Source organism: Desulfovibrio sp. An276, assembly GCF_002159665.1.
GTDB lineage: Bacteria > Desulfobacterota > Desulfovibrionia > Desulfovibrionales > Desulfovibrionaceae > Desulfovibrio > Desulfovibrio faecigallinarum.
On the sequence record NZ_NFJC01000004.1, the window covers coordinates 20,993 to 42,596 of the forward strand.

Genomic DNA, 21,604 nt, shown 5'->3' on the forward strand with positions numbered 1-21,604 from the left:
TCCTTTGCTGATTAGTCCGTTGCCGTGAGCAGGCTTTTTATCGTTTGCGCTGCAGTTTCGAGTCTGTTGGAACGCGATCCCTTGACAAGGACAGTCACGCCCTCATTGGCAGGATCCATTGAGAGCGAGGAAAGCCCCTTGGAAAAGCATTGTGCGCACTCCTCGTCCGTCTCGAAGGACAGAAGGGGAATGTCTGGGCCCAGGCCTTCTCGCACATCTTGCGCGTACGCTCCCTTCCAGAGCACAAAGGCAGGGGCAAGGGATTTGAGCTGCGCGCCAAGGATCTTGTGCGCACTTGCTGCCTCCTCTCCCAACTCCCCCATGGCGCCGAGTACGGGAATGAAGGATCCTTGTCTGCTTTCCGTTGCAGCTGCCTCTACCATACGCCCCATGGAGAGGGGATTTGCGTTGTAGCAATCGTCTATGACAATGCTTTTGCCAATCACCTCTCTTGAGTAGCGATGGTCTGGCACGCTTGCCTCCTCTATGGCCTTTTGCAAGAAGCACAGATCAAGGCGCAAAAGCGAGGCCACGAGGGTCACACAGGCAAGGTTTTCCGCAGCAGCGCGCCCTGCCATGGGCATGGTGACAATGGTTTCCTCTACCCTGTCCCCACGCCTTGCGCACACGTGGCAGAGCCTGGGATTTTGCCTGTCAACAAGGGTCACACAGCCTATGCCGGGTTGCGCGTTTTTGCTTGCAAAATCCCTTGGAGAATCCGCAACCGAGAAAAAATACAGCCCTGAGCCTTTTTCCTCGCAGGCCGAGGTTGCCCATTTCACAAGCTCCGGATAGTCGGACGAGGTGACAGCGCACCCCTTGTCCGCGAGCACAGTGAACATGCGCGTCTTGTGCCAGGCAACACCCATGGCGCCAAGGCCCTCGGTGTGACCAGTGCCGGCGTTCAAAACAACGCCTATGTCCGGGCGCAAAATCCCTGCAAGCTCTTCCATGTCCCCTGCGTGGCTTATGCCTGCCTCGATGACCCAATAGTCCTCGTCGCCGCACGTGTTGCAGATGGTGAGGGGCAGCCCCAGCTGGTTGTTGTGGTTGCCCTCGGTCCTGGCACATCTGTATTCCTGCGAGATGAGGGAATAGAGCCATTCCTTAAGAGTGGTCTTGCCTGCTGTGCCTGTCACGCCAATGACCTTGCCGGCAAAGCGCATGCGCACTGCGTGCGCAATCTTGCTAAGGGCTTTTTCCGGATTTTCGACCACAAAGAGCGGAACAGTGGGGAAGGCCTCGTGCAGGCCTTCTACACCCCTGGAAGCAAGGATTGCGGACGCTCCAGCCTCGCAGGCCCTTGCAGCATAGGCGTGCCCGTCCACCTTCTCGCCCTTCAGGCAGACAAAGAGGTCGCCTTCAGAGACAGTGCGCGAATCTATGGAAGCCCCGCGCACCATGACCCTGGCCAAAGCATCCCGCTCTTCTTCGGAAAGGGCTTTTGAATAGAGTGGCCTTGTCTGAAGAATGTCCGCTATTGCACCAACACTCAGTTGCATGCCTTAGCCCCCGAGCCAGTAGTCCCCGCGCCAAGGAGTTCGCGCACAGTTTCCTGATCGCTGTAGTGGCGCTTTACGCCGTTGACTATCTGATAGTCCTCGTGGCCCTTGCCGGCTATGAGCAGGGCATCGTCAGGACCAAGGAGACTCAAGGCAAGCTCTGTTGCCTTGCGCCTGTCGGGCTCCTGATGCACTTCCCTTGCCTTTGCAAGGCCAGGCACAACGTCCGCCATGATGGCCAAAGGGTCCTCGAAACGGGGATTGTCCGAGGTGAGCACTGCCACGTCGGAATAGGTGGCAACAGCCTCGCCCATAAGGGGGCGCTTTGTCCTGTCCCTGTTGCCGCCGCAGCCAAAGACAGTCACAAGACGTTTGAAGCCTGCGCCGCGCAGGGCCTGCTGCACGTTGACAAGCGCATCCGGGGTGTGGGCGTAGTCCACAAAGACGTGCAGGCCTTTCGCGTTTTCCACCCTCTCGATGCGTCCGGGAACGCCCGCAAAGCCTTCCAGGGCCGCAAAGTCCGTGATCCCCATGGCAAGCCCAAGGGCCTGTACGGTCAAGAGATTGTCCGCATTGAAGCGACCTATGAGCGGAGAGTGCAGCTCCCAGGTTTTGCCCTGGCAAGAGAGCCTCAAGCCAACACCCGATGTTCCGTGCTCAAGAAGCTCTCCCTGCAGGTGATGGTCCGGGTTCACGCCTTCCGGGGCAGGCCCAAAGCCGTAGGTCCAGGAGTTCGGACACATTTTGGCAAGGCGCAGGCCATAGGCATCGTCCGCGTTGGTGGCAACTGCCTTGTCTGCCCTTGGTGTTGCCGTAAAGAGGAGAGCCTTGGCCGCGAAGTAGTCTTCCATGTCCTTGTGGAAGTCCAGGTGATCCTGGGTGAGATTGGTAAAGCAGGCGCCGGCAAAGGGCACGTCGTGCACCCTGCCCTGGGCAAGGGCATGGGAGGACACTTCCATGACGCATACTTGCGCCCCAGCCTCTTCCATGTCGCGCAGGGCCCTGTGCACCTCCAGGGGCCCTGGAGTCGTAAGCGGGGCAGGCAAGCAATAGCCCGGCCAGCGGTAGCTCACTGTGCCGAGAACGCCCACCTTGTGTCCCATGGCTAAAAAGAGCTGTTCCAAAAGATAGGCGCAGGTGGTCTTGCCGTTTGTGCCAGTGACACCAAGGATTTTGAGCTTTCTTTCGGACGTGTGGTAGCGGGCTGCTGCCAGATCCGAGATGGCAGCCCTTGTGCTCTGGCACAAAATGGCCCTTGCTCCCTTCTCGCGTATCAGGGAAAGCAAATCGGAGCTCGCCCTTTGCTCGTCGAGGACAATGCAGCCTGCCCCCTTCTCCAGGGCCTGGGGGACGTAGCGCGTGCCGTCTTCGGCAGCCCCTGTCACAGCCACAAAAACCGACCCCGGGGTCACCTCGCGCGAGTCGGAAAAAACATCGAGCCCAGCCCGGATTTTCTCCCTGAGCTCTGTATAGTCCGTACCTGTCCTCTCCATCACAAAATCCTTGTATGTTGTGGGCCCCTGGGAAGAGGCCCGTTGGTTGCAAATTCTAGCGTTCCGAAAGCCAGAGAATGTAGGGCGTCCTTGTCTCTCCGTCCTTGTCCGGCCAGGGGCTTCCCGGAGCAGGGGACTGACGCACAACCCGCATGCCCTCGCCCTTGAGTTCCGGCACAATGCCTGCCCTGGCAAAGAGTTCCACTGCGTTGCGCAAGGTCTTCCCTGTCACGTCCGGAACCGTGCTCGAAGCCCTTGCAAGGTGTCCGGGAAGGCGCATGGCCTCCTTAGCGTTCAGGGGCTTTCTGGATATGTCCGCGAGCTCGGATACCGGCTTTTTCGCAACCTCGGGCGCAAAGGGCGATTCAAGCCCTGCAGCGCGAAAGCCGCGCACGCGAACACTTTTTTCGCCACCCGCAACACTCTCCTGCTCGTTCTTTCCCGGGGAGCCCAGTATGCCTGCGTAGGCCAGGGAGCGCTCCGCTATGTCCTTGAACACAGGGGCTGCGATAAGGCCGCCGTACTGCGCGCCCTGGGGTTCGTCGATAAAGATAACGATGAGGTATTCGGGCTTTTCCACAGGCATGAAGCCCACAAAGGAGGCCGTACGCCTTGTGCCGTAGGCGCCGGAACGCGTGTCCGCCTTCTGGGCTGTACCGGTCTTGCCGCCCACGCTGATGCCGTCAATGGCTGCGCGCCTGCCCGTACCGTCCTTGGCCTCGACCACCTCGCGCATCATGCTGCGCACTTCCCTGCTCACTGCCTCGGAAAAGATCTGCTTCTTTGTGCCTCTCCTTTCCTGGTCCTGTACAAGGACAAGGTCCTTGCGCACACCGTTGTTGAGAAGCGTAAGATAGGCCTGGGCCATCTGCAGGCCGGTCACGGAAATGCCCTGGCCAAAGCTGATGGACATGTGGTCCACTTCGGTCCATTCCCTGGGCTTTCGCAATATGCCGCGCCCGCTTGCAAGCGGCACGTTGCTGCGCTCGCCAAAGCCCAGCTCGTGCAGATAGTTGTAGAAGGTCTGGTTGGTCATCATGAGACCAATCTTGGCCATGCCTATGTTGGAGGAGTAGCGCAAAACCTTGTGCACAGGGATGATCTCGCGCCTGGAGGTATCGCGCAGGACAGTGTACTTTGTCTGCCAGCGACCGTTTTCACAGTTGATGAGGGTTCCGCGGCTCACCTGGCGCTCCTGCATGGCTGCAGCCAAAACCAGGGGCTTGAAGGTGGAGCCGGGCTCCAGGGCGTCCAGGGCCAGGCGGTTTCTGTAGAGCGAGGCGCGGGATTCGCGGTAGACGTTGGGGTTGAAGAAGGGATACTGGGCCCAGGCAAGGATCTCGCCTGTGGGCACGTGTACCACCAATGCCCCGCCCCAGCGCGCCTTTTGCTCGCGCACGGCCCTTGCAATGGCTTCCTCGGCAAAGAACTGCATCTGCACGTCAATGGTAAGCCGAACGTCCTCGCCGTGCGGATCCTCCTCGCCCTCCTTGCGCAGATAAAAGCGCCTGCCCATGGCGTCGCGCTGAACAATCTGACGCTTGGGCTCTGAGCCAAGGCGCTCGTTCAGGGCAAGCTCAAGGCCCTCGAGGCCCTTGTCGTCGTAGCCCACAAAGCCCAAGAGTTGGCCGCACATGTGCTTGAAGGGATAGACGCGCTCGTACTCCTTGGAAAGGCCAATGCCCGGAAGCGCTGCCTTGCGCACTGCAGCTGCCGTGTAGTCGTCCACCTTGCGCTTGAGCCAGAGGAAGTGCCTTCTTGTACCTTTGAGCTGATCGTAGAGCTTTTGCGGGGCAACGCCGATGATGGGGCCAAGGCTGTTGGCAACGCTCAAGGGATCCACGATTTCCTTGGGGTTTGCGTAGACCGAGAGAGCCTCGACGCTGCGCGCAAGCACCTGGCCGTCGCGATCCAGGATCATGCCGCGCCTGCCTGTGACAAGCTCGGTTGTGATGTGCTGGCGGCGTGCGTATTCTGCCAGTTTCGGGCCCTCGATCATCTGCAGATACCAGGCCCTGCACCAAAGCCCCAAAAAGAGAACCAGAAAGCAGGCAAAGACAAAGGTGATGCGCACCATGCCCCAGTCCGTGTCCGGAAAATGGCGCAGGATAAATCCGGGCTTTTGGGGTTTTGCTTTCGGCTTTTCCTCTGTGGCACTTGCCTTTTCTGCTTCAGGGGACGTTTCCACTGTCTTGCTGTTGCCGTGGGCCGGAAGCTCTTGTCTGGACACGGCTGAAGACCTCTGGCCTGTCCGGAAGAGTCCGGGCTCGGCAGAAGGCACGGATGCGGAAGAGCCCTCGGGCTTGTCAGCCTGACGTGTCTCCGCGCCGCCGGTCTGCGGCATCCTTTTCTTTCTTGAAAAAAGACCCATGGTCACAAATTCCCAAAAACTGCAGGGTATGGGGCAAGGGCCCTGCCTTTTTTATGCGCAAAAAGGGGTCAAAGTCTATCGGGAAGCCTTTTGGGCCGGCCTTGCACGTCCCATGTCGATACGGCGTATCTGGCCAGGCCTTGGCGCCTTCATGCCCAGCTTTTCCGCCTTGATGCGCAGCTCGTAGGGGGAGAGCAGACGCTCCTTTTCCACCATGAGCTTGCCGTGCAGGGACTGTTTTTCGCGCAGCTTCACCCGCTCGATATTGATGAAATAGTTGATGTCCATGCGCTCGATGCTCACCCAGACAAGGGTGAGGGCAAGGACAACGGCCAGAAGGATGTTCACGGAAAGGAGAAAGTACCAGCTCTTGCCCTGCAAAAAGGTGCTTTGGGAGAGCCTGCCTACCCCCTTTGCGATGTTGGCCCCGAGGTGGGCTGCCTCGTGGGCTGCCTGCGAGGCCTTCTGGGCTGCAGTCTGGGCTACCGTGTGGGCTGCTGTCTGTCCGGCAGTCTGTCCGACGTCGTGCGCGGCAGAAGGCTGCCCGGGATGTTGCGCGCCATCCGGGGTGCTTTCGCTCCCCGGGGCCGCGCTTTCGTGCGGCTGCGTCTTCCTTTCCCTGCGCAGGAAGGAAAAGCGCATGTGGCCCTTGCGCGCGGCTTTTGCCGGACGCTTGGAGCGCTGCGCGTGCGAAGGCTCCTCTGGGCTGGTGGAAGCGGACTCAGCGTCCTCAATGCGCCACTGGGGGCAGGTAGAGGTGCGCAGGAGAGTCTCGGGCGCAGAGTGCCCGTTCTCCCTGGCGCTCACCAATGCTGGATCGTTCCTGGTTGTCTCCCCGCCTCGTTCCAGGGGAGCTCCATCCTGTTTGGCCGGTTTTCTGGACTCTTTTTCCTCCCCGTGCCCGGAAGGGGAAAAAGAGGATGCGGACTTTTCCTGGTCCATTTACAGCTCCTGGTCCTGGGCCTCCTGTTCACGTACCCGCTCATCCGTGGTCGGCGGATTTTGCGGGGCAGCGAGCTTTTCGCAGGCCCTGAGCTTTGCCGAACTGGCCCTGGGATTGCGGGCCAGCTCCTCCCTGTCTGCCACAAGCGGTTTTTTGGTCAGAAGCTCCACTTCGGGCAGATGGTGGCAGCGGCACACGGGCGCATGTGGCGGGCAAAGGCACCCGCTTGCCCAGCGCCGCATGGTCCTCTTGACCAGACGATCCTCCAGACTGTGAAAGGTGATGACAGCCAGCCTTCCGCCTGTATTCAGGCGGGCAAGTATGCTGTTCATGAAGGTTTCCAGCTCGCCCAGCTCGTTGTTCACCACCATGCGCAGGGCCTGGAAGGTCCTGGTCGCAGGATGGTGGCGCGATTTGGCGCGCCAGGCCTTGGGATAGGCCATGCTCACAATGTCGGCCAGCACAAGGGTTTCCCGTATGGGCGTGCGAACGCGGGCCTCGCAGATGGCCTTTGCTATGCGCTGCGCCATGGGGTCCTCGCCAAGGGTGGCTATGATCTCGCGCAGCTTTTCGAAGGGCAGCGTATTCACAAGATCCGCTGCCGTGGGCCCATCGTTCTGATCCATGCGCATGTCCAAAGGCCCGTTTGCGTGCAGGCTGAAGCCCCTTACGCCCTCGTCCAGCTGCATGGAGGAAACCCCTATGTCGATGAGGGCAAAGTCCACGCCCTGCCAGCCGAGGCTGTCCAGCGCAGCGCAACAGCCGGAAAAGCGGCTGTGCATGGTGTGCACGCGCAAGCCAAAAGGCGCAAGCCTTGCGCCTGCCAGGGCCAGAGCTTCCCTGTCCCGGTCAAGACCAAGGAGCTCGGCATTGGGGCAGGCCTCAAGCAGGGCCTGGCTGTGGCCGCCAAGACCCAGGGTTGCGTCAAGGATACGCATTTCCCCTTTTCTTGCGCCAAGGGGGCGTGCGAAGTCCACGACTTGCGCGCAGAGTACGGGAATGTGCTTTGCCCTGGCCTTTTCGGCTGCCGAAGGCACATTTGCTGTTCCAGACAAAAGGTCCCCCTTCCTGTCCGTTGTTACCATATCAGAGCACAAGGTCTATGCCCCTGGCTGTCAGTTCCTGGGAAACGTCCTCCACGTCTATGGCGTTGAAACGTTCGAGGTCCCAGATTTCGAAGCGGGAAAACATGCCCACAACCATGACCTCGGCCCTTTGTCCGGAATGCAGGACAATGCCTGCCTCCTTCAGCAGGGTCTGGGGGATGCGCACCCTGCCCTGAGCCGTCCAGGTGAGCTCCTCGGCAAGGCCCACGGTCTTGGCCATGAAGCGCACAAGGGCCGGAGAGGGGGTGGAAATGCCGTTGAGCCTTTCCATGAAGGCCTCCCAGTCCGCTGGCAGACAGGCCACAAGCCTGCCGTAGAGGCAGGTCAGCCAGAAGCTTGTTATCCCCTGTTCCTCGAGGGCCTGCCTGTAGGCGCAGGGCAGCATGAGCCTGCCCTTGTCGTCCAGACTGCGCTGTGAGCTTTTACAAAAAAGCCTTTGCACGGAAAAATTCCCCCGGGAACTCTCAGGGAGGGCATGGGCCTTCCCTGCAACAAAATGCCCTGCTTTGACACGGATTGCCACCTTTTCCCACAGATGCCCGAAAAAGACAAGGAAAAATCCGCAAGTGCGCAAGGCCTACTGGACCCTGATGGATATGGGCGCAAGCTGGAGGGCGCGAAAAAAAGGCCCTGTGCAGAAGGCCGTTTTTTCAACGCACAGGGCCTGTTGCTGTTTGTCCGGATATCCGGACATAGGCACTTGGGCAGAAAAGCCTATCTGGTTTTCAGAAAGGCTGCATTCACGACACTTTTCGGCTTTCCGGAAAGGCAGGATTTGATGTTGTCCGCAAGGATGCGGAGGATGTTCTGTCTTGCCGGCAGGCTCGCCCAGGCAATGTGCGGTGTAATAAAGGTGTTGGGCGCATGAAGAAGGGGATTGTCGCTCGTTATGGGTTCCTTAGAGACCACATCGCAGCCAAGGCCGGCAAGCTTGCCGCATGCAAGAGCCCTTGCCACTGCCTCCTCGTCCAGCAGAGGACCGCGCGCCACGTTGAGCAAAATCGCTCCGTCCTTCATGAGGGCAAGGCTTTTCTCGTTCACTATGCCCCTTGTTGCGTCCGAAAGCGGCGTGTGCAGGGAGATGACATCCGAGGAGGCAAAAAGTCTTTCGCAATCAACATAGGTCACGGGGTAGCCTGGATCTATAGCGGATTTGGCAAGTTCCGCACCACTCTTTCTCGCTGAGGCTGCAAGGATGTTCATGCCAAAGGCGTGGGCAAGGGCGCCTACCTTGCGGCCAATGGTCCCGAAGCCAAGAATGCCCATGGTCTTGCCGCAAAGCTCCATCTGCGTGCCTTCCCAGAAGCAGAAGTCCGGGCACTGTTCCCACCTGCCCTCGCGCACAAGCCTGTCGTGCAGGGCAACACGGCGGCACAGTTCGAGCAAGAGCGCCATGCAGTGCTGGGCCACTGCGTCCGCCCCGTAGTTGACGACGTTGACCACAGGGATGCCGAGGATGCCTGCGTGTTCCACGTCCACCACATCGTACCCCGTAGCCAGTATGCCCACCATGCGAAGATCGGGAAGAGCGTCCAGCGTCTCGGCCCTCAGGGGGGTCTTGTTGGTGATGACTATGTCAGCGCCAAGGCTCCTCGCAACTATGTCGCAGGCGTCCGTCCTCTCGTACACTGTCAGATCCCCAATCTCCTCCAGGGCTGTCCAGGGATTGTCTCCGGGATTGACGGTATAGCCGTCCAGAATGACTATTCTCATTTATGTTTCTCTCCTTGCAGGCATCTGCATGTAGGGTGCGCAAAAGCGTTCCGCTTTTCTATAGACCACATGGCCTTGCGCTTGCAAAGAAATCCCTCTTGCCTGCTTTTTGAGCAAGCCCCCTCCCTGTCACAGTCCAGACAAGAAGGGGCGGCTATTCTGTCACCCAAACAGGGCATGGTCTTCCACCCAGATTCTCACATCATTAATAGTAGCACCCTTTTGTGATCCCACGTTTTTGCCTGCTGGACAGCGCAAAAAAAGCAGGGTAAAGACAAGCGCTCAAAATCCCCCACAAGAAATTCACTTGCCCGGAAAGGTCCGGAGCAAAACATTATTTCAGGCCCATCATGAACAAGACAAAAATCGTTGCCACCCTTGGCCCCTCCTCCAACAGCCCTGACAAAATCAGGGCCCTCGCCAAGGCAGGCGCCTCCATCTTTCGCCTGAACTTTTCCCACGGTTCCGCAAAGGACTTTGTGGAAATCATCAAGAGCATCCGCGACATAGAGCGCGAGCTGCGCATTCCCCTGACCATCATGCAGGATCTTTCTGGCCCCAAGATTCGTCTTGGAGAGATCCGCGAGGACAGCATACACGTGCAGCAGGGCATGAAGCTCCTGCTTGGCACAACCGGACACTATACAAACGAGCTGCCCTATCTGCCCTTTGATCACGAGGAAGTGCTCGACTCCCTTGTCGCTGGCGACAGGCTCGTCCTTGCAGACGGCGGCCTTGAGTTTACTGTGGTTGAGCGCCGCGAGGATCATCTGATCCTCCTCGAAGCGAAGAATTCCGGCCTTGTGACCTCGCGCAAGGGCCTTGCCCTGCCGGGCAAGGCCACCCGCGTGCGCGCCCTGACAGAAAAGGACAAGCGCGATCTCATGGACGGCATCCGCCTTGGCGTGGATGCAGTAGCCATGTCCTACGTGCAGACAGCAGACGATGTGCGCGAAGCCAAGGAGCTCATCAACCAGCACAGCCTGCGCTTTGTGCCTGTGTGCGTGAAACTCGAGCGGGAAAACGCGGTCCACAACCTGCCTGCCATCCTGGCAGAGGCTGACATTGTCATGGTCGCCCGCGGCGATCTTGGCGTGGAATGCCCCCTGCCAAAGCTGCCCAGCATACAAAAGCACATCATCAAGGCCTGCAACAACGCATCGAAGCCAGTCATCGTGGCAACCCAGATGCTCCTCTCCATGGTCAACTCCCCCTCGCCCACGCGCGCGGAGACCACGGACGTTGCCAACGCTGTGTTGGACGGCGCAGACTGCGTCATGCTCTCGGAGGAAACTGCCATGGGGCATTTCCCTGTGGAGACAGTGGCCTACATGCGCCGCATCACCAACGAGGCCGAGGCCATCATGGAGAGCAGGCATGCCCTGGAAGAGCCCAGCGAACAGCGCGGCATCCCCTCCTACCTTGCCTACTCTGCCTGCCTTCTGGCCCAGAAGGCCAGGGCCCAGGCCATAGTCATCCATTCGCTTAGCGGCGCCTCTGCCCGCAAGGTGTCTTCCTGCAGGCCCCCGCAGCCCATCTACGCCCTGACCACGGAAAATTCCTCGGTCAAGTATCTGAACTACTCCTGGGGCGTGACACCCGTCCTTGTGGAAGAGCCCGAAACAGAGCCCAGCCACCTCTACAGGACGGAAAACTTCATCCTGCAAAACGACGCATTCAAAAAGGGCGACTGTGTGGTCATCACTGCAGGGCAGTTCCGGCAATACCAGGCCAGTTCGGCACGCGGCACCAATCTCATCAAGATTTTCTACAAGTAGGGCCAGGCCCCAAAGGGCCTGGCTGCCAATAGTCTCGCAAGGAGAGTCCAATGGCAAACGTCAAAAAAGTTGTTCTTGCCTACAGCGGCGGTCTCGACACCTCTGTCATTCTCAAATGGCTCATCAATACCTACAAGTGCGAGGTTGTCACAGTGACAGCCGACCTTGGCCAGCCCGAGGATCTTACGGGCGTCGAGGAAAAGGCCCTGAAAACCGGTGCAGTCAAGGCCTACGTGCTTGACCTGCGCGAGGAAATGGCCAGGGACTTTGTCTTCCCCATGGTGCGCGCTGCCGGCATCTACGAGAACAAGTATCTGCTCGGCACCTCCATTGCCCGTCCCCTTATCACCAAGGCCCTCATTGACATCGCCCACAAGGAAGGTGCTGATGCCATAGCCCACGGTGCCACAGGCAAGGGCAACGATCAGGTGCGCTTCGAATTTTCTGCCAAGGCTCTTGATCCCGCAATCAGGGTCATAGCTCCCTGGAGGGAATGGGATCTCATGAGCCGTACTGCCCTAAACGCCTTTGCGGAAGCCAATGGCATCCCGATCTCCAAGGGTGCCAAGCGCTACAGCATGGACGCAAACATGCTGCACACAAGCTTCGAGGGCTCCGAGCTCGAAGATCCGGGCCTTGCTCCCGATCCTGTCTGCCACGAGCGCTGCGTGCCAGTAGAAGAAGCTCCCAATGAGCCCGAAATCATCACGGTCGATTTCGAGAAGGGTAACCCCGTGGCCCTGAACGGCAAGCGCCTCTCCCCCTACGAACTCATCCGCGAGCTCGCAGAAATAGGCGGCCGCCACGGTGTGGGAAGGAGCGACATAGTCGAAAACCGCTATGTGGGCATGAAGTGCCGCGGCGTGTACGAAAACCCCGCAGGCACAATCCTCTACGCCCTGCACCAGGACCTCGAGGGTCTTTGCATGGACAGGAACCTCCTCTCCATCAGGGATCAGCTGGCTGTCCGCTACTCCGAGGCCGTGTACGACGGCTACTGGTACAGCCCGGAGCGCGAGGCCATGCAGGCCTTCATGGACAAGGCACAGGAAAACGTGACCGGCTCCGTGACAGCCAAGCTCTACAAGGGCGGCGTGTGGCCCTTGAGCCGCAAGTCCCCCTACAGCCTCTTCAACGCAGAGCTCGCCACCTTCGAGGCCTCCAACTACGACCACCACGACGCCACGGGCTTCATCCGCCTGAACTCCCTGCGCCTTGGCCAGTACGCAAGGGTCAAGAAGCAGCTGGAGGAAGACGAGGCAAAGTAGTGCCAATGCTTTCGCAAGGAAGGCCCCCTGCCCCCTTGCCTGAGATTCCAAGCCTCGATCCGCTTTGAGGGCATGCGCCCCACGGATCGGGGCTCTTTTTGGGCCCAATCATATGCCTCTTCCATGTTGTTTTCCCAGATACCAGTGACTCCTTCCCTCTTCCCCATGTATTTGCTTCGGGGAATCCTGCATATACCAAGGTCTTGCTCCTGCATCTTTTGCGACCGAGACGAAGAACAAAAGGAAGGATTTTGGGAGAAGATCCCCTTTCAAAGACACATCAAGGGGCTTTGGGGCACAGGGGCAGGGCTTGCACAAGTCATTTCAACTTCTTGACTTTTTTCATACAATATTCCTATGATTAGCTGTTTTAGGGATAGCAGGAGCCGGACAGGTCTTGAGGCTACGTCCAGGGTCTTTTGCACTCGCACCCAAGCGCTTTTTGACCTTTGCCCTTACGCTGGGCAGAACAGCAAAGCATCTTAACCGGAACAGGATACGTCATGCCAAAACGCACTGATCTCCACAAAATCCTTGTCATCGGCGCAGGCCCCATAGTCATAGGCCAGGGCTGCGAATTTGACTATTCGGGTTCACAGGCAGTCAAGGCCCTCAAGGAAGAGGGGTACACTGTCGTTCTTGTGAACTCCAATCCCGCAACCATCATGACCGATCCGCACATGGCAGACGCCACGTACATCGAGCCCATCGAGGCGGACACGCTCGCGGCCATTGTGGAAAAGGAGCGCCCTGACGCCATCCTGCCCACCCTTGGCGGCCAGACAGCCCTGAACGCTGCCCTGCGCCTCTACAAGCGCGGCGTGCTCGAAAAGTACGGTGTCGAGCTCATTGGCGCCAAGGCCGACGTCATCGAGAAGGCCGAGAGCCGCGAGCTCTTCCGCGAAGCCATGGAGCGCATAGGTCTCAAGGTTCCCCAAAGCGGCATTGCCCACAACATGGACGATGTGCGCAGGCTCGGGAAAACCCTGCCCTTCCCGCTCATTGTGCGCCCTGCCTTCACGCTTGGCGGCACAGGCGGCGGCATAGCCTACAACTTCGAGGACCTCGAGGTCGTGGCCCAGAAAGGCCTGACCGCAAGCCCGGTTTCCGAAGTCATGATCGAACAGAGCGTCATAGGCTGGAAGGAAATGGAGATGGAGGTCATGCGCGACAAGAACGACAACGTCGTCATTGTCTGCTCCATCGAAAACCTCGATCCCATGGGCGTGCACACTGGCGATTCCATCACCGTGGCCCCTGTGCAGACCCTCACGGACGTCGAATACCAGCGCATGCGCGACGCAAGCATTGCCATCATGCGCGAAATCGGTGTCGAGACCGGTGGCTCCAACGTTCAGTTCGGCATCAACCCCGCAAACGGCGACATGGTCGTCATCGAAATGAACCCCAGGGTGTCGCGCTCCTCTGCCCTGGCCTCCAAGGCGACCGGTTTCCCCATTGCCAAGATTGCCGCGAAACTCGCCATAGGCTACACCCTGGACGAGCTGCGCAACGATATCACGAGGGAAACGGCAGCGAGCTTCGAGCCTGCCATCGACTACTGTGTAGTCAAGATTCCCCGCTTTACCTTCGAAAAATTCCCTGGCGCAAAGGACGAGCTCACCACCTCCATGAAGAGCGTGGGCGAGGCCATGAGCATTGGCCGCACCTTCAAGGAAGCCCTGCAAAAGGGCCTGCGCTCCATGGAAATCGGAGCCTCCGGCCTTGGCTTCAACTTCAGATCCGAACTTCCGGCAAAAGAAGATGTCGTAAAGAGCCTTCGTACCCCGAACTCCAGGCGCATCTTCAGCATCCGTCACGCCCTGCTCTTGGGCATGAGCGTTGAGGAAATACACGAAAACACAGGCATCGATCCCTGGTTCTTGCGCCAGATCCGCGACATCGTGGATATGGAAAACCAGATCCGCGACTTCGGCCTTGGCAACGACATGACCCCCCTGAACGACGAACTGCCGGGGCTCATGCGCAGGGCCAAGGAATACGGCTTTTCCGACAGGCAGCTGGCGGAAATGTGGAAACGTCCGGAAACGGATGTGCGCAGGCTGCGCGAAACCCTGGGCATTGTGCCCACCTACTACCTTGTGGATACGTGCGCAGGCGAATTCGAGGCCTACACGCCCTACTACTACTCCACCTACGAGACCGGCCAGGAAATCAAGGTCGGCAACGAGCGCAAGGTGGTCATCCTTGGCGGCGGCCCCAACCGCATAGGCCAGGGCATAGAGTTCGACTACTGCTGCTGCCACGCGTCCTTTGCCCTGAGGGCTGAGGGCATCACGGCCATCATGGTCAACTCCAACCCCGAGACAGTATCCACGGACTACGACACCTCGGACAGGCTCTTCTTTGAGCCCCTGACCTTCGAGGATGTGATGAACATCATCGAAAAGGAAAAGCCCGAGGGCATTATTGTCCAGTTCGGCGGCCAGACACCCCTGAACCTCGCAGTGCCCCTCATGCGCGCAGGCGTGCACATCCTTGGCACCTCCCCGGACGCCATTGACCGCGCGGAAGACCGCGAGCGCTTCCAGGCACTCATAGACAAGCTTGGCTTGAAGCAGGCAGCCAACGGCACTGCCATGAGTCTCGACGAGGCCATAGTGGTTGCCGAAAAGGTGGGCTATCCTGTCATGGTGCGCCCGAGCTACGTTCTCGGCGGCAGGGCCATGGCCGTTGTCTACGACAAGAACGAGCTTGTGGAATACTTCCACGAACAGGTTCCGGAACGCCCCGAACACCCCATTCTCATCGACCAGTTCCTGCAGCACGCAACCGAAATCGACGTGGACGTCCTCTCGGACGGCACCGAGGTCTACGTGGCCGGCATCATGGAGCACATCGAGGAAGCGGGCATTCACTCCGGCGACTCTGCCTGCGTGCTTCCGCCCTATTCCCTCTCCTACGATCACGTGGCCCAGATAGCCCTGCAGGCTGAGGCCCTTGCCCGCGAGCTCAAGGTCATAGGCCTTATGAACATACAGTTCGCCTTAAAGGGCGACGAGCTCTACATCATCGAGGTGAACCCCAGGGCCTCGCGCACTGTGCCCTTTGTCTCCAAGGCAACGGGTGTCCCGCTGGCCTTTTTGGCAACCCAGGTCATGCTCGGCAAGACCCTGGACGAGCTTGACCCCTGGTCCATGAAGCGCGGCGGCTTTACCTGCGTGAAGGAAGCTGTCCTGCCCTTCCAGCGCTTCCCCAATGTGGACATCATTCTCGGACCCGAAATGCATTCCACAGGCGAAGTCATGGGCATGGGCGCAAACTTTGCCGACGCCTTTTTGAAGAGCCAGATGGGTGCAGGCGACATTTTGCCCGACAAGGGCATGGTCTTCCTCTCCGTGAACGACAGGGACAAGCCCCTGATCACGGAAATTGCCCACCTGTACGCGGATCTCGGCTTCAACCTCTGCGCAACCCGCGGCACTGCGGCCATGCTCAACAAGCAGGGCCTCAACGTGGAAGTGGTCAACAAGGTGCAGGAAGGCAGGCCCAACATCGTGGACAAGCTCATCAACCACGAGATTGCCCTGGTGGTGAACACTGCTTCCGGCAAGGGCACTGCCCACGCCGGCAAGGCCATCCGCAGGGCGACCCTGCAGTACGGCATCCCCTGCTGCACGACCATTCAGGGAGCACGGGCCACGGCCAGGGCCATCGGAGCAGCCCGCGGCCGCAAGGTCCAGGTCAAGAGCCTGCAGGAATACTACACAAACGGCGCAGACGGCCGCTCTCCGGAAGACGCAGTCTAGAATCCGGGCTGCAGGCAGATGGGATTAACCGACAAGTCTTGAGCCTGACGGCTTAGGAGACACTATATATGAAAGCACTTCTTGCCCTGGAAAACGGCTTTACCCTGGAAGGCAGATCCTTCACCGGCTCCTTCGAGACAGGTGGAGAAGTCATTTTCAACACAGGCATGACAGGCTACCAGGAAGTCCTTACGGATCCTTCCTACTACGGCCAGCTTGTGTGCCTCACCTATCCCCTCATAGGCAACTACGGCATCACTGCCGAGGACATGGAATCCGCCGGCATCCACATGCGCGCCCTGCTCGTGAAGGAATGCTGCAAGGAGCCCTCCAACTGGCGCTCCATCATGAGCCTTCCGGAATTCATGAAAAAGCACAACGTGCCCGGCATGGAAGGCATCGACACCCGTGCCCTGACCATTGCCCTGCGCGAAAACGGCGCCATGCGCTGCATGATCTCCACCGAGGATCTTGACAGGGACAGCCTTGTCGCCAAGGCCAGGGCCCTGCCCACCATGGAAGGCCAGAGCCTTGTGCAGTACGTATGCCCAAAGACACCCTACATCTGGCACAAGAACGCGCCAAAGCCCGTGACAGCCCAGGCAAACGGCCGCCTGCCCTTTGTGGGAGGCGAGAACAATAACGGCAATCGCCCCATACGCCTTCTGGTCTATGATTTCGGCATCAAGTGGAACATTATCCGCGAACTCATTGCAGCGGGATTCTCCCCTGTCATGGTGCCGCCGAGCTTTACTGCCGAAGAGGCCAGGAAGAGCGGTGCCGAGGCAGTCTTCCTCTCCAATGGCCCCGGAGACCCTGCCACGCTTACGGACATCGTGGCAAACGTGCGCGAACTCATGAAGACCTTCCCCATCACCGGCATCTGCCTTGGGCATCAGCTCCTGGGCCTTGCCATGGGAGCAACAACCACAAAGCTCAAGTTCGGGCACCACGGCTGCAACCATCCTGTCAAGGATCTGGCCACAGGGCACATCGAGATCAGCTCCCAAAACCACGGCTTCTGCGTGGTTCCGGACAATCTCGAGGGTGTGGAGACAACCCACATCAATCTGAACGACGGGACACTCGAAGGCATTTGCAGCCCCTCCCGCGGAGTCATGAGCGTCCAGTACCATCCGGAGGCTGCGGCTGGCCCCCACGACAGCCACTACCTCTTTGCCCGCTTCCGCGAGATGATCGCAAAGAGGCTGGGTCTGGCCTAGGGTCCAGAATCATCGGCCTGCATCCTTTGCCTGCTTTGTTGCCTATTTGGTGGCACACAATTTGCTTGTATTTGTTCAGGGCAGGGAAGACTGTCCCTGCCCCGAACACCTTGCGGTCCCCCTTGTCATCCTTCCCTGCTGTTGAGTCCGGGCAAAGCCTCGTGTACCCTTGGCGGGAATTTGCGGCCCCAAAAGCCGCCCGGGACGGAAAAAATCCGGAGGAAAAGACATGAAAAAACTCCTTTCCCTTCTTGTTGTCCTTGTGCTTGCCCTGGCCACACCTGCCATGGCGGCCAATGCCGGGAATGCCGTGCAGGACAAACCGCTTCCGCAAAACCGCATTGAGCAGCTCACGGGTTCCGTGTGGATGGCCTCAAGCCAGGAAGCCAAGCTGGCCCTGCTCTTTGGCATTGAGCTTGCCCTCAATGTGGACAAGATTGGCACAGATATGGCAAATGCCAAAATTGCCAAGAATCCCAAGGCCAAGAAGTCCGACTACCGCAAGATGTCCTACTTTACGGAATCCTGGTACAAGGCCTTTGCCAATGTGCCTCTGCCCGAGATAGCAAGCCAGATCGACGCCTGGTATGCGGCACACCCGGACCAGAAGGATCGCCTTGTTCTGGGAGTTCTCTGGAAGGATATCATGAAGATGCCGGTACCTGCGCAAAAGTAGGATTGCCCGTATCAGCAGGACATAAAAGCCCATTCCCATCAGGACGTTTTCAAGGAGGCAGTGCCCTTTGCCGTTGTTTCGGAAATTTTTCTAAAATTTTCCTGAAGCCGGCATGGACTGACAGTTTATGAAAAAAGCATGCATCTTTCTTGTTCTTGCCATCATGCTTGCCACGGGTTCCGGATGCACAAACATGAGCAATACCTCCCAGGGCGTGGCCAGTGGTACGGTTATCGGTGGCCTTGGCGGCGCTGGCATAGCCGCTGTTTCCGGAGGTTCCGTGGGCTGGGGTGCCCTTGCCGGAGCCGGAGCCGGCGCACTTGTAGGCGGCATCATCGGCCATCAGCAGGACAACTACTACAGATACTGATTTGTCCCAAGATATATTCCGAAAGCTTGCCACAGGGACTTTTTGCGGGCTGCCCAAAGGGCAGTTCTCAAAAGTCCCTGTCTTTTCGTTTTCTGCCAAAGCCCGAATTTGCCAGGGGTTGATGCCTACTGAAGGCTTTGGCAGGGATGGCCGATATGTCTTTTGGGGATAGATGGGGGAAAGTCCAGATGACCCGCGCCCCATGCACAAAAAATGCACAGGGCATACCATGGGGATGCTCAAAATCTGGACAGCAAGCCCTGAAAGACTATTTTTTCCTTGTCTGTCCCTGCTGTCGGATTTCGGGCCAAGTCCCACAAAAAACAGCAAACACGATACACGCACTTTTCCTGCCGGCACTTGCCCCCTTCAAGGGGCAGCAAGGAAACGGCAAGAGATCAGGAGAAACAGTATATGACTCTCGGAAAACAGATCGAAGCGGACTACATTGGCGCCTACAAGGCCAGGGAGAGCCTGAAGGTCTCTGTCCTGCGCATGCTGAAAACCTCCATCAAGAACCGTCTTGTGGAACTGTGCCGTCCCGGCGGCGAGCTTACCGACGAGGAAGTGCTGGACGTCATCATCAAGGAAGCCAAGCAGCGCCGCGACTCCATTGCCGAATACAAGAAGGCAGCAAGGGAAGATCTGGCAGCGAAGGAAGCAGACGAGCTTGCAGTGCTCGAAACCTATCTTCCCAAGGCTCTTACCGACGAAGAGCTTGCCACAGTCATCGAGGAAGCCATTGCAAAGGTGGGCGCCAAGGGGCCGTCCGATATGGGCAAGGTCATGGGACCGCTCATGAAGGCCTACAAGGGCCGCGTTGACGGCGGAAAGCTTTCTTCCGCAGTGAAAGCGCGCCTCGCTGCCCTGCAGGGATAGTTCAAGGTAGAGACAGTGATTCACAAACGCACCCTCCACGCCCTGGAGTTTGACCGCATATTGCAGCGTCTTTCCGCTTTCTGCCAGTCCGACACAGGCAGGGAGCGGGCCCTGCACCTGCTCCCCTTCAACCGCGAGGCGGATGTCCTTCAGGCCCAGCGCCTCTACGACGAGACCCTGACACTTGCCGCAAACGGCAAGGTTTCCCTTTCCTTCGGGAATTTTCCGGATGTGTCCGGGTTCCTGCAGGCCGTGTCCCAGAGGGGTGCTGCCAGGGCCAATCTGGACAGCGATGCCTTCTGGGCCCTGCGCACAGTGCTTGGCCTTGCCATGCAGCTTAGGGACGCCATCTGTGTGCCCGAAGGCGAGAAATCCTGGCCCGGCCTCATGGCACTTGCCACCAATCCGCCCCTGCCCCAGGCCCTGCACAACGCGCTTGTGCGCTGTCTTGGGGACGACGGCAACATCCGCGACGAGGCCTCCCCGGAGCTCTTCCAGATTCGTTCGGAAATCAGGAGCATACACCAGACAGTCTTGCGCAGGGTGCGCTCCTTTGCCGAAAAGTACAACATCCTGGGCTATCTGCAGGACGAGTTCATGACGCTCTCCTCGGACCGCTACGTGCTCCCCTTCAAGGCCACCTACAAGAACAAGCTGCAGGGCATCATACACGACTGGTCCCAGACAGGCGAAACCTGCTATTTCGAGCCCATGTTCCTCATTGAGCTCAACAACCGCGTGCAGGAATTGAAGCGCGAGGAGCGCGAGGAGGAGCGCAAGGTCTTGCTCTTCCTTGGCAACATGCTCGAACAAAGCATTGACGGGGCCGAGGCTGCCATCAATCTGCTCACAGAGCTCGACCTCTTGCAGGCAAAGCAGCGCCTGGCAGAGGCAGTGGAAGGCAGCATGGTTCAGCTGGGAGACGTTTCCGAGGGCATAAGCCTCGCCCAGGCGCGCCATCCGCTCCTGCTTCTTGCAGAACAGGACGCCCTGGCTGCCAGGGGCATCCCCAAAGGGCGCATCCACACGGAAAGCATGAACCGCATACGTCCCCTGGACATTACCTTCCGTCCCGGGGACAGGGTTCTTGTGGTGAGTGGCGGCAACGCCGGCGGCAAGACCGTCTGCCTGAAGACCCTGGGTCTTTGCGCAGCCATGATCCTCACAGGCCTGCCAGTGCCTGCAGGGCCTGCCTCGCATCTGCCCTTTTTGCAGAGGGTAGACGCCTTCATAGGCGACGAGCAGAGCCTTGAGGCCAATGTCTCCACCTTCACGGCCCAGATCGATCACCTTGCCAAAGCCTGGAAGCATTTGGATGGGCGAAGCCTCGTTCTTCTCGACGAATTCGGCTCTGGCACGGATCCGGCCCAGGGCGCTGCCCTTGCCCAGGGACTTCTTGACGAATTGCTGGTCAAGCATACCTTTGTTCTTACTGCTACGCACTTTCCGGCGCTCAAGGGCTATGCCCTGGCAACACCGGGAACGCGCGCAGCCTCCATGCTTTTCGACAACCAGACCCACAAGCCCCGCTACATCCTGGCCTACGATCAGGTTGGCTCAAGCCAGGCCCTGGACGTTGCAAAAGAGCACGGCCTGCCCGAATGCATCCTTGCAAGGGCCAGACACTACCTTTTGCAGGACGGCGAGGACACGGGACACCTTCTTGAACGCCTCAACGCCCTGGCACTGGAAAGGGAGGAGGAGCTCAAAAGTCTCAGAGCAAGGCAAACCCAGGCGGAAAACGCTGCCAAACGCTATCGCGAGCGTCTGGAACAGGACAGGGCAAAGCTCTACGACGAGGTGCGCGCCAAGGCCCAGGAACTCATGCAGGCCTGGAAGGAGGAACGCGTTACCCACAAGCAGGCCTTAAAGCAGATGGCGACCATCAGGGCCGACCTTGCAAAGGACATGGATAAAACCGAGGAAAAGGCTCAAGTCGAGGCCCCGGTCTTTGATCTCGCTGTGGGAGACAGCGTCACCCACACGGTCTTTCGCAAGAAGGGCATTGTGCGGGATGTGGACGAAAAGAAGAAGCGCGTGCGCATAGACATGGGCGGCGTGACTCTCTGGGCGGAGATGAGCGTCCTTGCCTGGACGCCCAAGAACGCAGGCCAGGCCAAGGCAACTCCTGCACAACCCCAGGGCAAGGTCTTTGGGCAGATCCGCGAAAACGCCAAATTCGAGGCCTCGTCCCAGAGCGCAAAACACGCCAGGGAAGCAGCCTTCAGCGTGGATTTGCGGGGACTGCGTTCGGAGGATGCCCTGCAGATGCTGCAGGCAAATCTGGACAAGGCCTACCTTGCAGAACAAAAGGAGCTCGAGGTCATTCACGGCCGAGGCACAGGTGCCCTTCGCAAGGCTGTGCACGCCTACCTTGCCACCTGCTCCCAGGTTTCTTCCTACGTGCTTGCCCCTGCGGATCGCGGCAGCGACGGCATGACCATAGTCACCCTACGCTAATTGATACCCGTTTCCCCTGCAGGAGATCCGCTCCTGCGGGGGGAGAAGAGGA

The 21,604-nt window shown here is 59.0% G+C and carries 15 protein-coding genes; 8 read left to right on the forward strand and 7 right to left on the reverse strand.

Annotated elements, in window-relative coordinates; all coding sequences use genetic code 11:
- Window positions 1-11 precede the first annotated feature (11 nt).
- From B5F76_RS03470 to B5F76_RS03500, 7 genes are all read right to left on the reverse strand, one after another.
- On the reverse strand, window positions 12-1,502 hold the full coding sequence (locus tag B5F76_RS03470) for a UDP-N-acetylmuramoyl-tripeptide--D-alanyl-D-alanine ligase (RefSeq protein ID WP_087351157.1): 1,491 nt from the start codon (window positions 1,500-1,502) through the stop codon (window positions 12-14).
- The gene (locus B5F76_RS03475; protein ID WP_087351160.1) at window positions 1,493-2,995 is read right to left on the reverse strand and encodes a UDP-N-acetylmuramoyl-L-alanyl-D-glutamate--2,6-diaminopimelate ligase; all 1,503 of its coding nucleotides are present in this window, start codon (window positions 2,993-2,995) and stop codon (window positions 1,493-1,495) included. Before B5F76_RS03475 ends, B5F76_RS03470 begins: the two co-directional genes overlap by 10 nt.
- A 55-nt stretch (window positions 2,996-3,050) precedes the next feature.
- Window positions 3,051-5,339: a penicillin-binding protein gene (locus B5F76_RS03480; protein WP_239406943.1), complete on the reverse strand. Its 2,289-nt coding sequence runs from the start codon at window positions 5,337-5,339 to the stop codon at window positions 3,051-3,053.
- A gap of 102 nt (window positions 5,340-5,441) precedes the next feature.
- Entirely contained in the window at window positions 5,442-6,308 is an 867-nt protein-coding gene (locus B5F76_RS15295) for a hypothetical protein (protein WP_239406944.1), read from the reverse strand.
- Window positions 6,309-7,346, reverse strand: coding sequence for a 16S rRNA (cytosine(1402)-N(4))-methyltransferase RsmH (gene rsmH, locus B5F76_RS03490; protein WP_239406953.1), 1,038 nt, complete (start codon window positions 7,344-7,346; stop codon window positions 6,309-6,311).
- Between the two features lie 49 nt (window positions 7,347-7,395).
- Complete coding sequence (locus B5F76_RS03495; RefSeq protein ID WP_087351402.1) at window positions 7,396-7,857, reverse strand: division/cell wall cluster transcriptional repressor MraZ; 462 nt, start codon at window positions 7,855-7,857, stop codon at window positions 7,396-7,398.
- A gap of 272 nt (window positions 7,858-8,129) precedes the next feature.
- Window positions 8,130-9,128 carry a D-2-hydroxyacid dehydrogenase gene (locus B5F76_RS03500; RefSeq protein WP_087351166.1) on the reverse strand — a complete coding sequence of 333 codons (999 nt, stop codon included), beginning with the start codon at window positions 9,126-9,128 and terminating at the stop codon, window positions 8,130-8,132.
- A 350-nt stretch (window positions 9,129-9,478) separates the two neighbouring features.
- Here B5F76_RS03500 and pyk point away from each other — a divergent pair, with 350 nt between their 5' ends.
- From pyk to B5F76_RS03540, 8 genes are all read left to right on the forward strand, one after another.
- Complete coding sequence (gene pyk, locus B5F76_RS03505) at window positions 9,479-10,906, forward strand: pyruvate kinase (protein ID WP_087351169.1); 1,428 nt, start codon at window positions 9,479-9,481, stop codon at window positions 10,904-10,906.
- Between the two features lie 50 nt (window positions 10,907-10,956).
- Window positions 10,957-12,174, forward strand: coding sequence for an argininosuccinate synthase (locus B5F76_RS03510; protein ID WP_087351172.1), 1,218 nt, complete (start codon window positions 10,957-10,959; stop codon window positions 12,172-12,174).
- A 503-nt stretch (window positions 12,175-12,677) separates the two neighbouring features.
- Window positions 12,678-15,944, forward strand: coding sequence for a carbamoyl-phosphate synthase large subunit (carB, locus tag B5F76_RS03515; protein ID WP_087351175.1), 3,267 nt, complete (start codon window positions 12,678-12,680; stop codon window positions 15,942-15,944).
- 68 nt (window positions 15,945-16,012) lie between these two features.
- The gene (gene carA / locus B5F76_RS03520; RefSeq protein WP_087351178.1) at window positions 16,013-17,167 is read left to right on the forward strand and encodes a glutamine-hydrolyzing carbamoyl-phosphate synthase small subunit; all 1,155 of its coding nucleotides are present in this window, start codon (window positions 16,013-16,015) and stop codon (window positions 17,165-17,167) included.
- A 229-nt stretch (window positions 17,168-17,396) separates the two neighbouring features.
- The gene (locus tag B5F76_RS03525; protein ID WP_087351181.1) at window positions 17,397-17,843 is read left to right on the forward strand and encodes a hypothetical protein; all 447 of its coding nucleotides are present in this window, start codon (window positions 17,397-17,399) and stop codon (window positions 17,841-17,843) included.
- A gap of 127 nt (window positions 17,844-17,970) precedes the next feature.
- Window positions 17,971-18,213 (forward strand): glycine zipper domain-containing protein, encoded by a 243-nt coding sequence (locus B5F76_RS03530; protein ID WP_087351184.1) that lies wholly within the window; start codon window positions 17,971-17,973, stop codon window positions 18,211-18,213.
- A 414-nt stretch (window positions 18,214-18,627) separates the two neighbouring features.
- Window positions 18,628-19,092 carry a GatB/YqeY domain-containing protein gene (locus B5F76_RS03535; protein ID WP_087351187.1) on the forward strand — a complete coding sequence of 155 codons (465 nt, stop codon included), beginning with the start codon at window positions 18,628-18,630 and terminating at the stop codon, window positions 19,090-19,092.
- A gap of 15 nt (window positions 19,093-19,107) precedes the next feature.
- Entirely contained in the window at window positions 19,108-21,552 is a 2,445-nt protein-coding gene (locus tag B5F76_RS03540; RefSeq protein WP_087351190.1) for an endonuclease MutS2, read from the forward strand.
- Window positions 21,553-21,604: the final 52 nt, after the last annotated feature.

Bases quoted from the DNA above. Each gene is read 5' to 3' on its own strand.
- B5F76_RS03510 (WP_087351172.1), top strand. From the start codon at position 10,957: ATGGCAAACGTCAAAAAAGTTGTTCTTGCCTACAGCGGCGGTCTCGAC.
- pyk (WP_087351169.1), top strand. From the start codon at position 9,479: ATGAACAAGACAAAAATCGTTGCCACCCTTGGCCCCTCCTCCAACAGC.
- B5F76_RS03525 (WP_087351181.1), top strand. From the start codon at position 17,397: ATGAAAAAACTCCTTTCCCTTCTTGTTGTCCTTGTGCTTGCCCTGGCC.
- B5F76_RS03535 (WP_087351187.1), top strand. From the start codon at position 18,628: ATGACTCTCGGAAAACAGATCGAAGCGGACTACATTGGCGCCTACAAG.
- B5F76_RS15295 (WP_239406944.1), bottom strand. From the start codon at position 6,308: ATGGACCAGGAAAAGTCCGCATCCTCTTTTTCCCCTTCCGGGCACGGG.
- B5F76_RS03470 (WP_087351157.1), bottom strand. From the start codon at position 1,502: ATGCAACTGAGTGTTGGTGCAATAGCGGACATTCTTCAGACAAGGCCA.
- B5F76_RS03480 (WP_239406943.1), bottom strand. From the start codon at position 5,339: ATGCCGCAGACCGGCGGCGCGGAGACACGTCAGGCTGACAAGCCCGAG.
- carB (WP_087351175.1), top strand. From the start codon at position 12,678: ATGCCAAAACGCACTGATCTCCACAAAATCCTTGTCATCGGCGCAGGC.
- carA (WP_087351178.1), top strand. From the start codon at position 16,013: ATGAAAGCACTTCTTGCCCTGGAAAACGGCTTTACCCTGGAAGGCAGA.
- B5F76_RS03475 (WP_087351160.1), bottom strand. From the start codon at position 2,995: ATGGAGAGGACAGGTACGGACTATACAGAGCTCAGGGAGAAAATCCGG.
- B5F76_RS03500 (WP_087351166.1), bottom strand. From the start codon at position 9,128: ATGAGAATAGTCATTCTGGACGGCTATACCGTCAATCCCGGAGACAAT.
- B5F76_RS03530 (WP_087351184.1), top strand. From the start codon at position 17,971: ATGAAAAAAGCATGCATCTTTCTTGTTCTTGCCATCATGCTTGCCACG.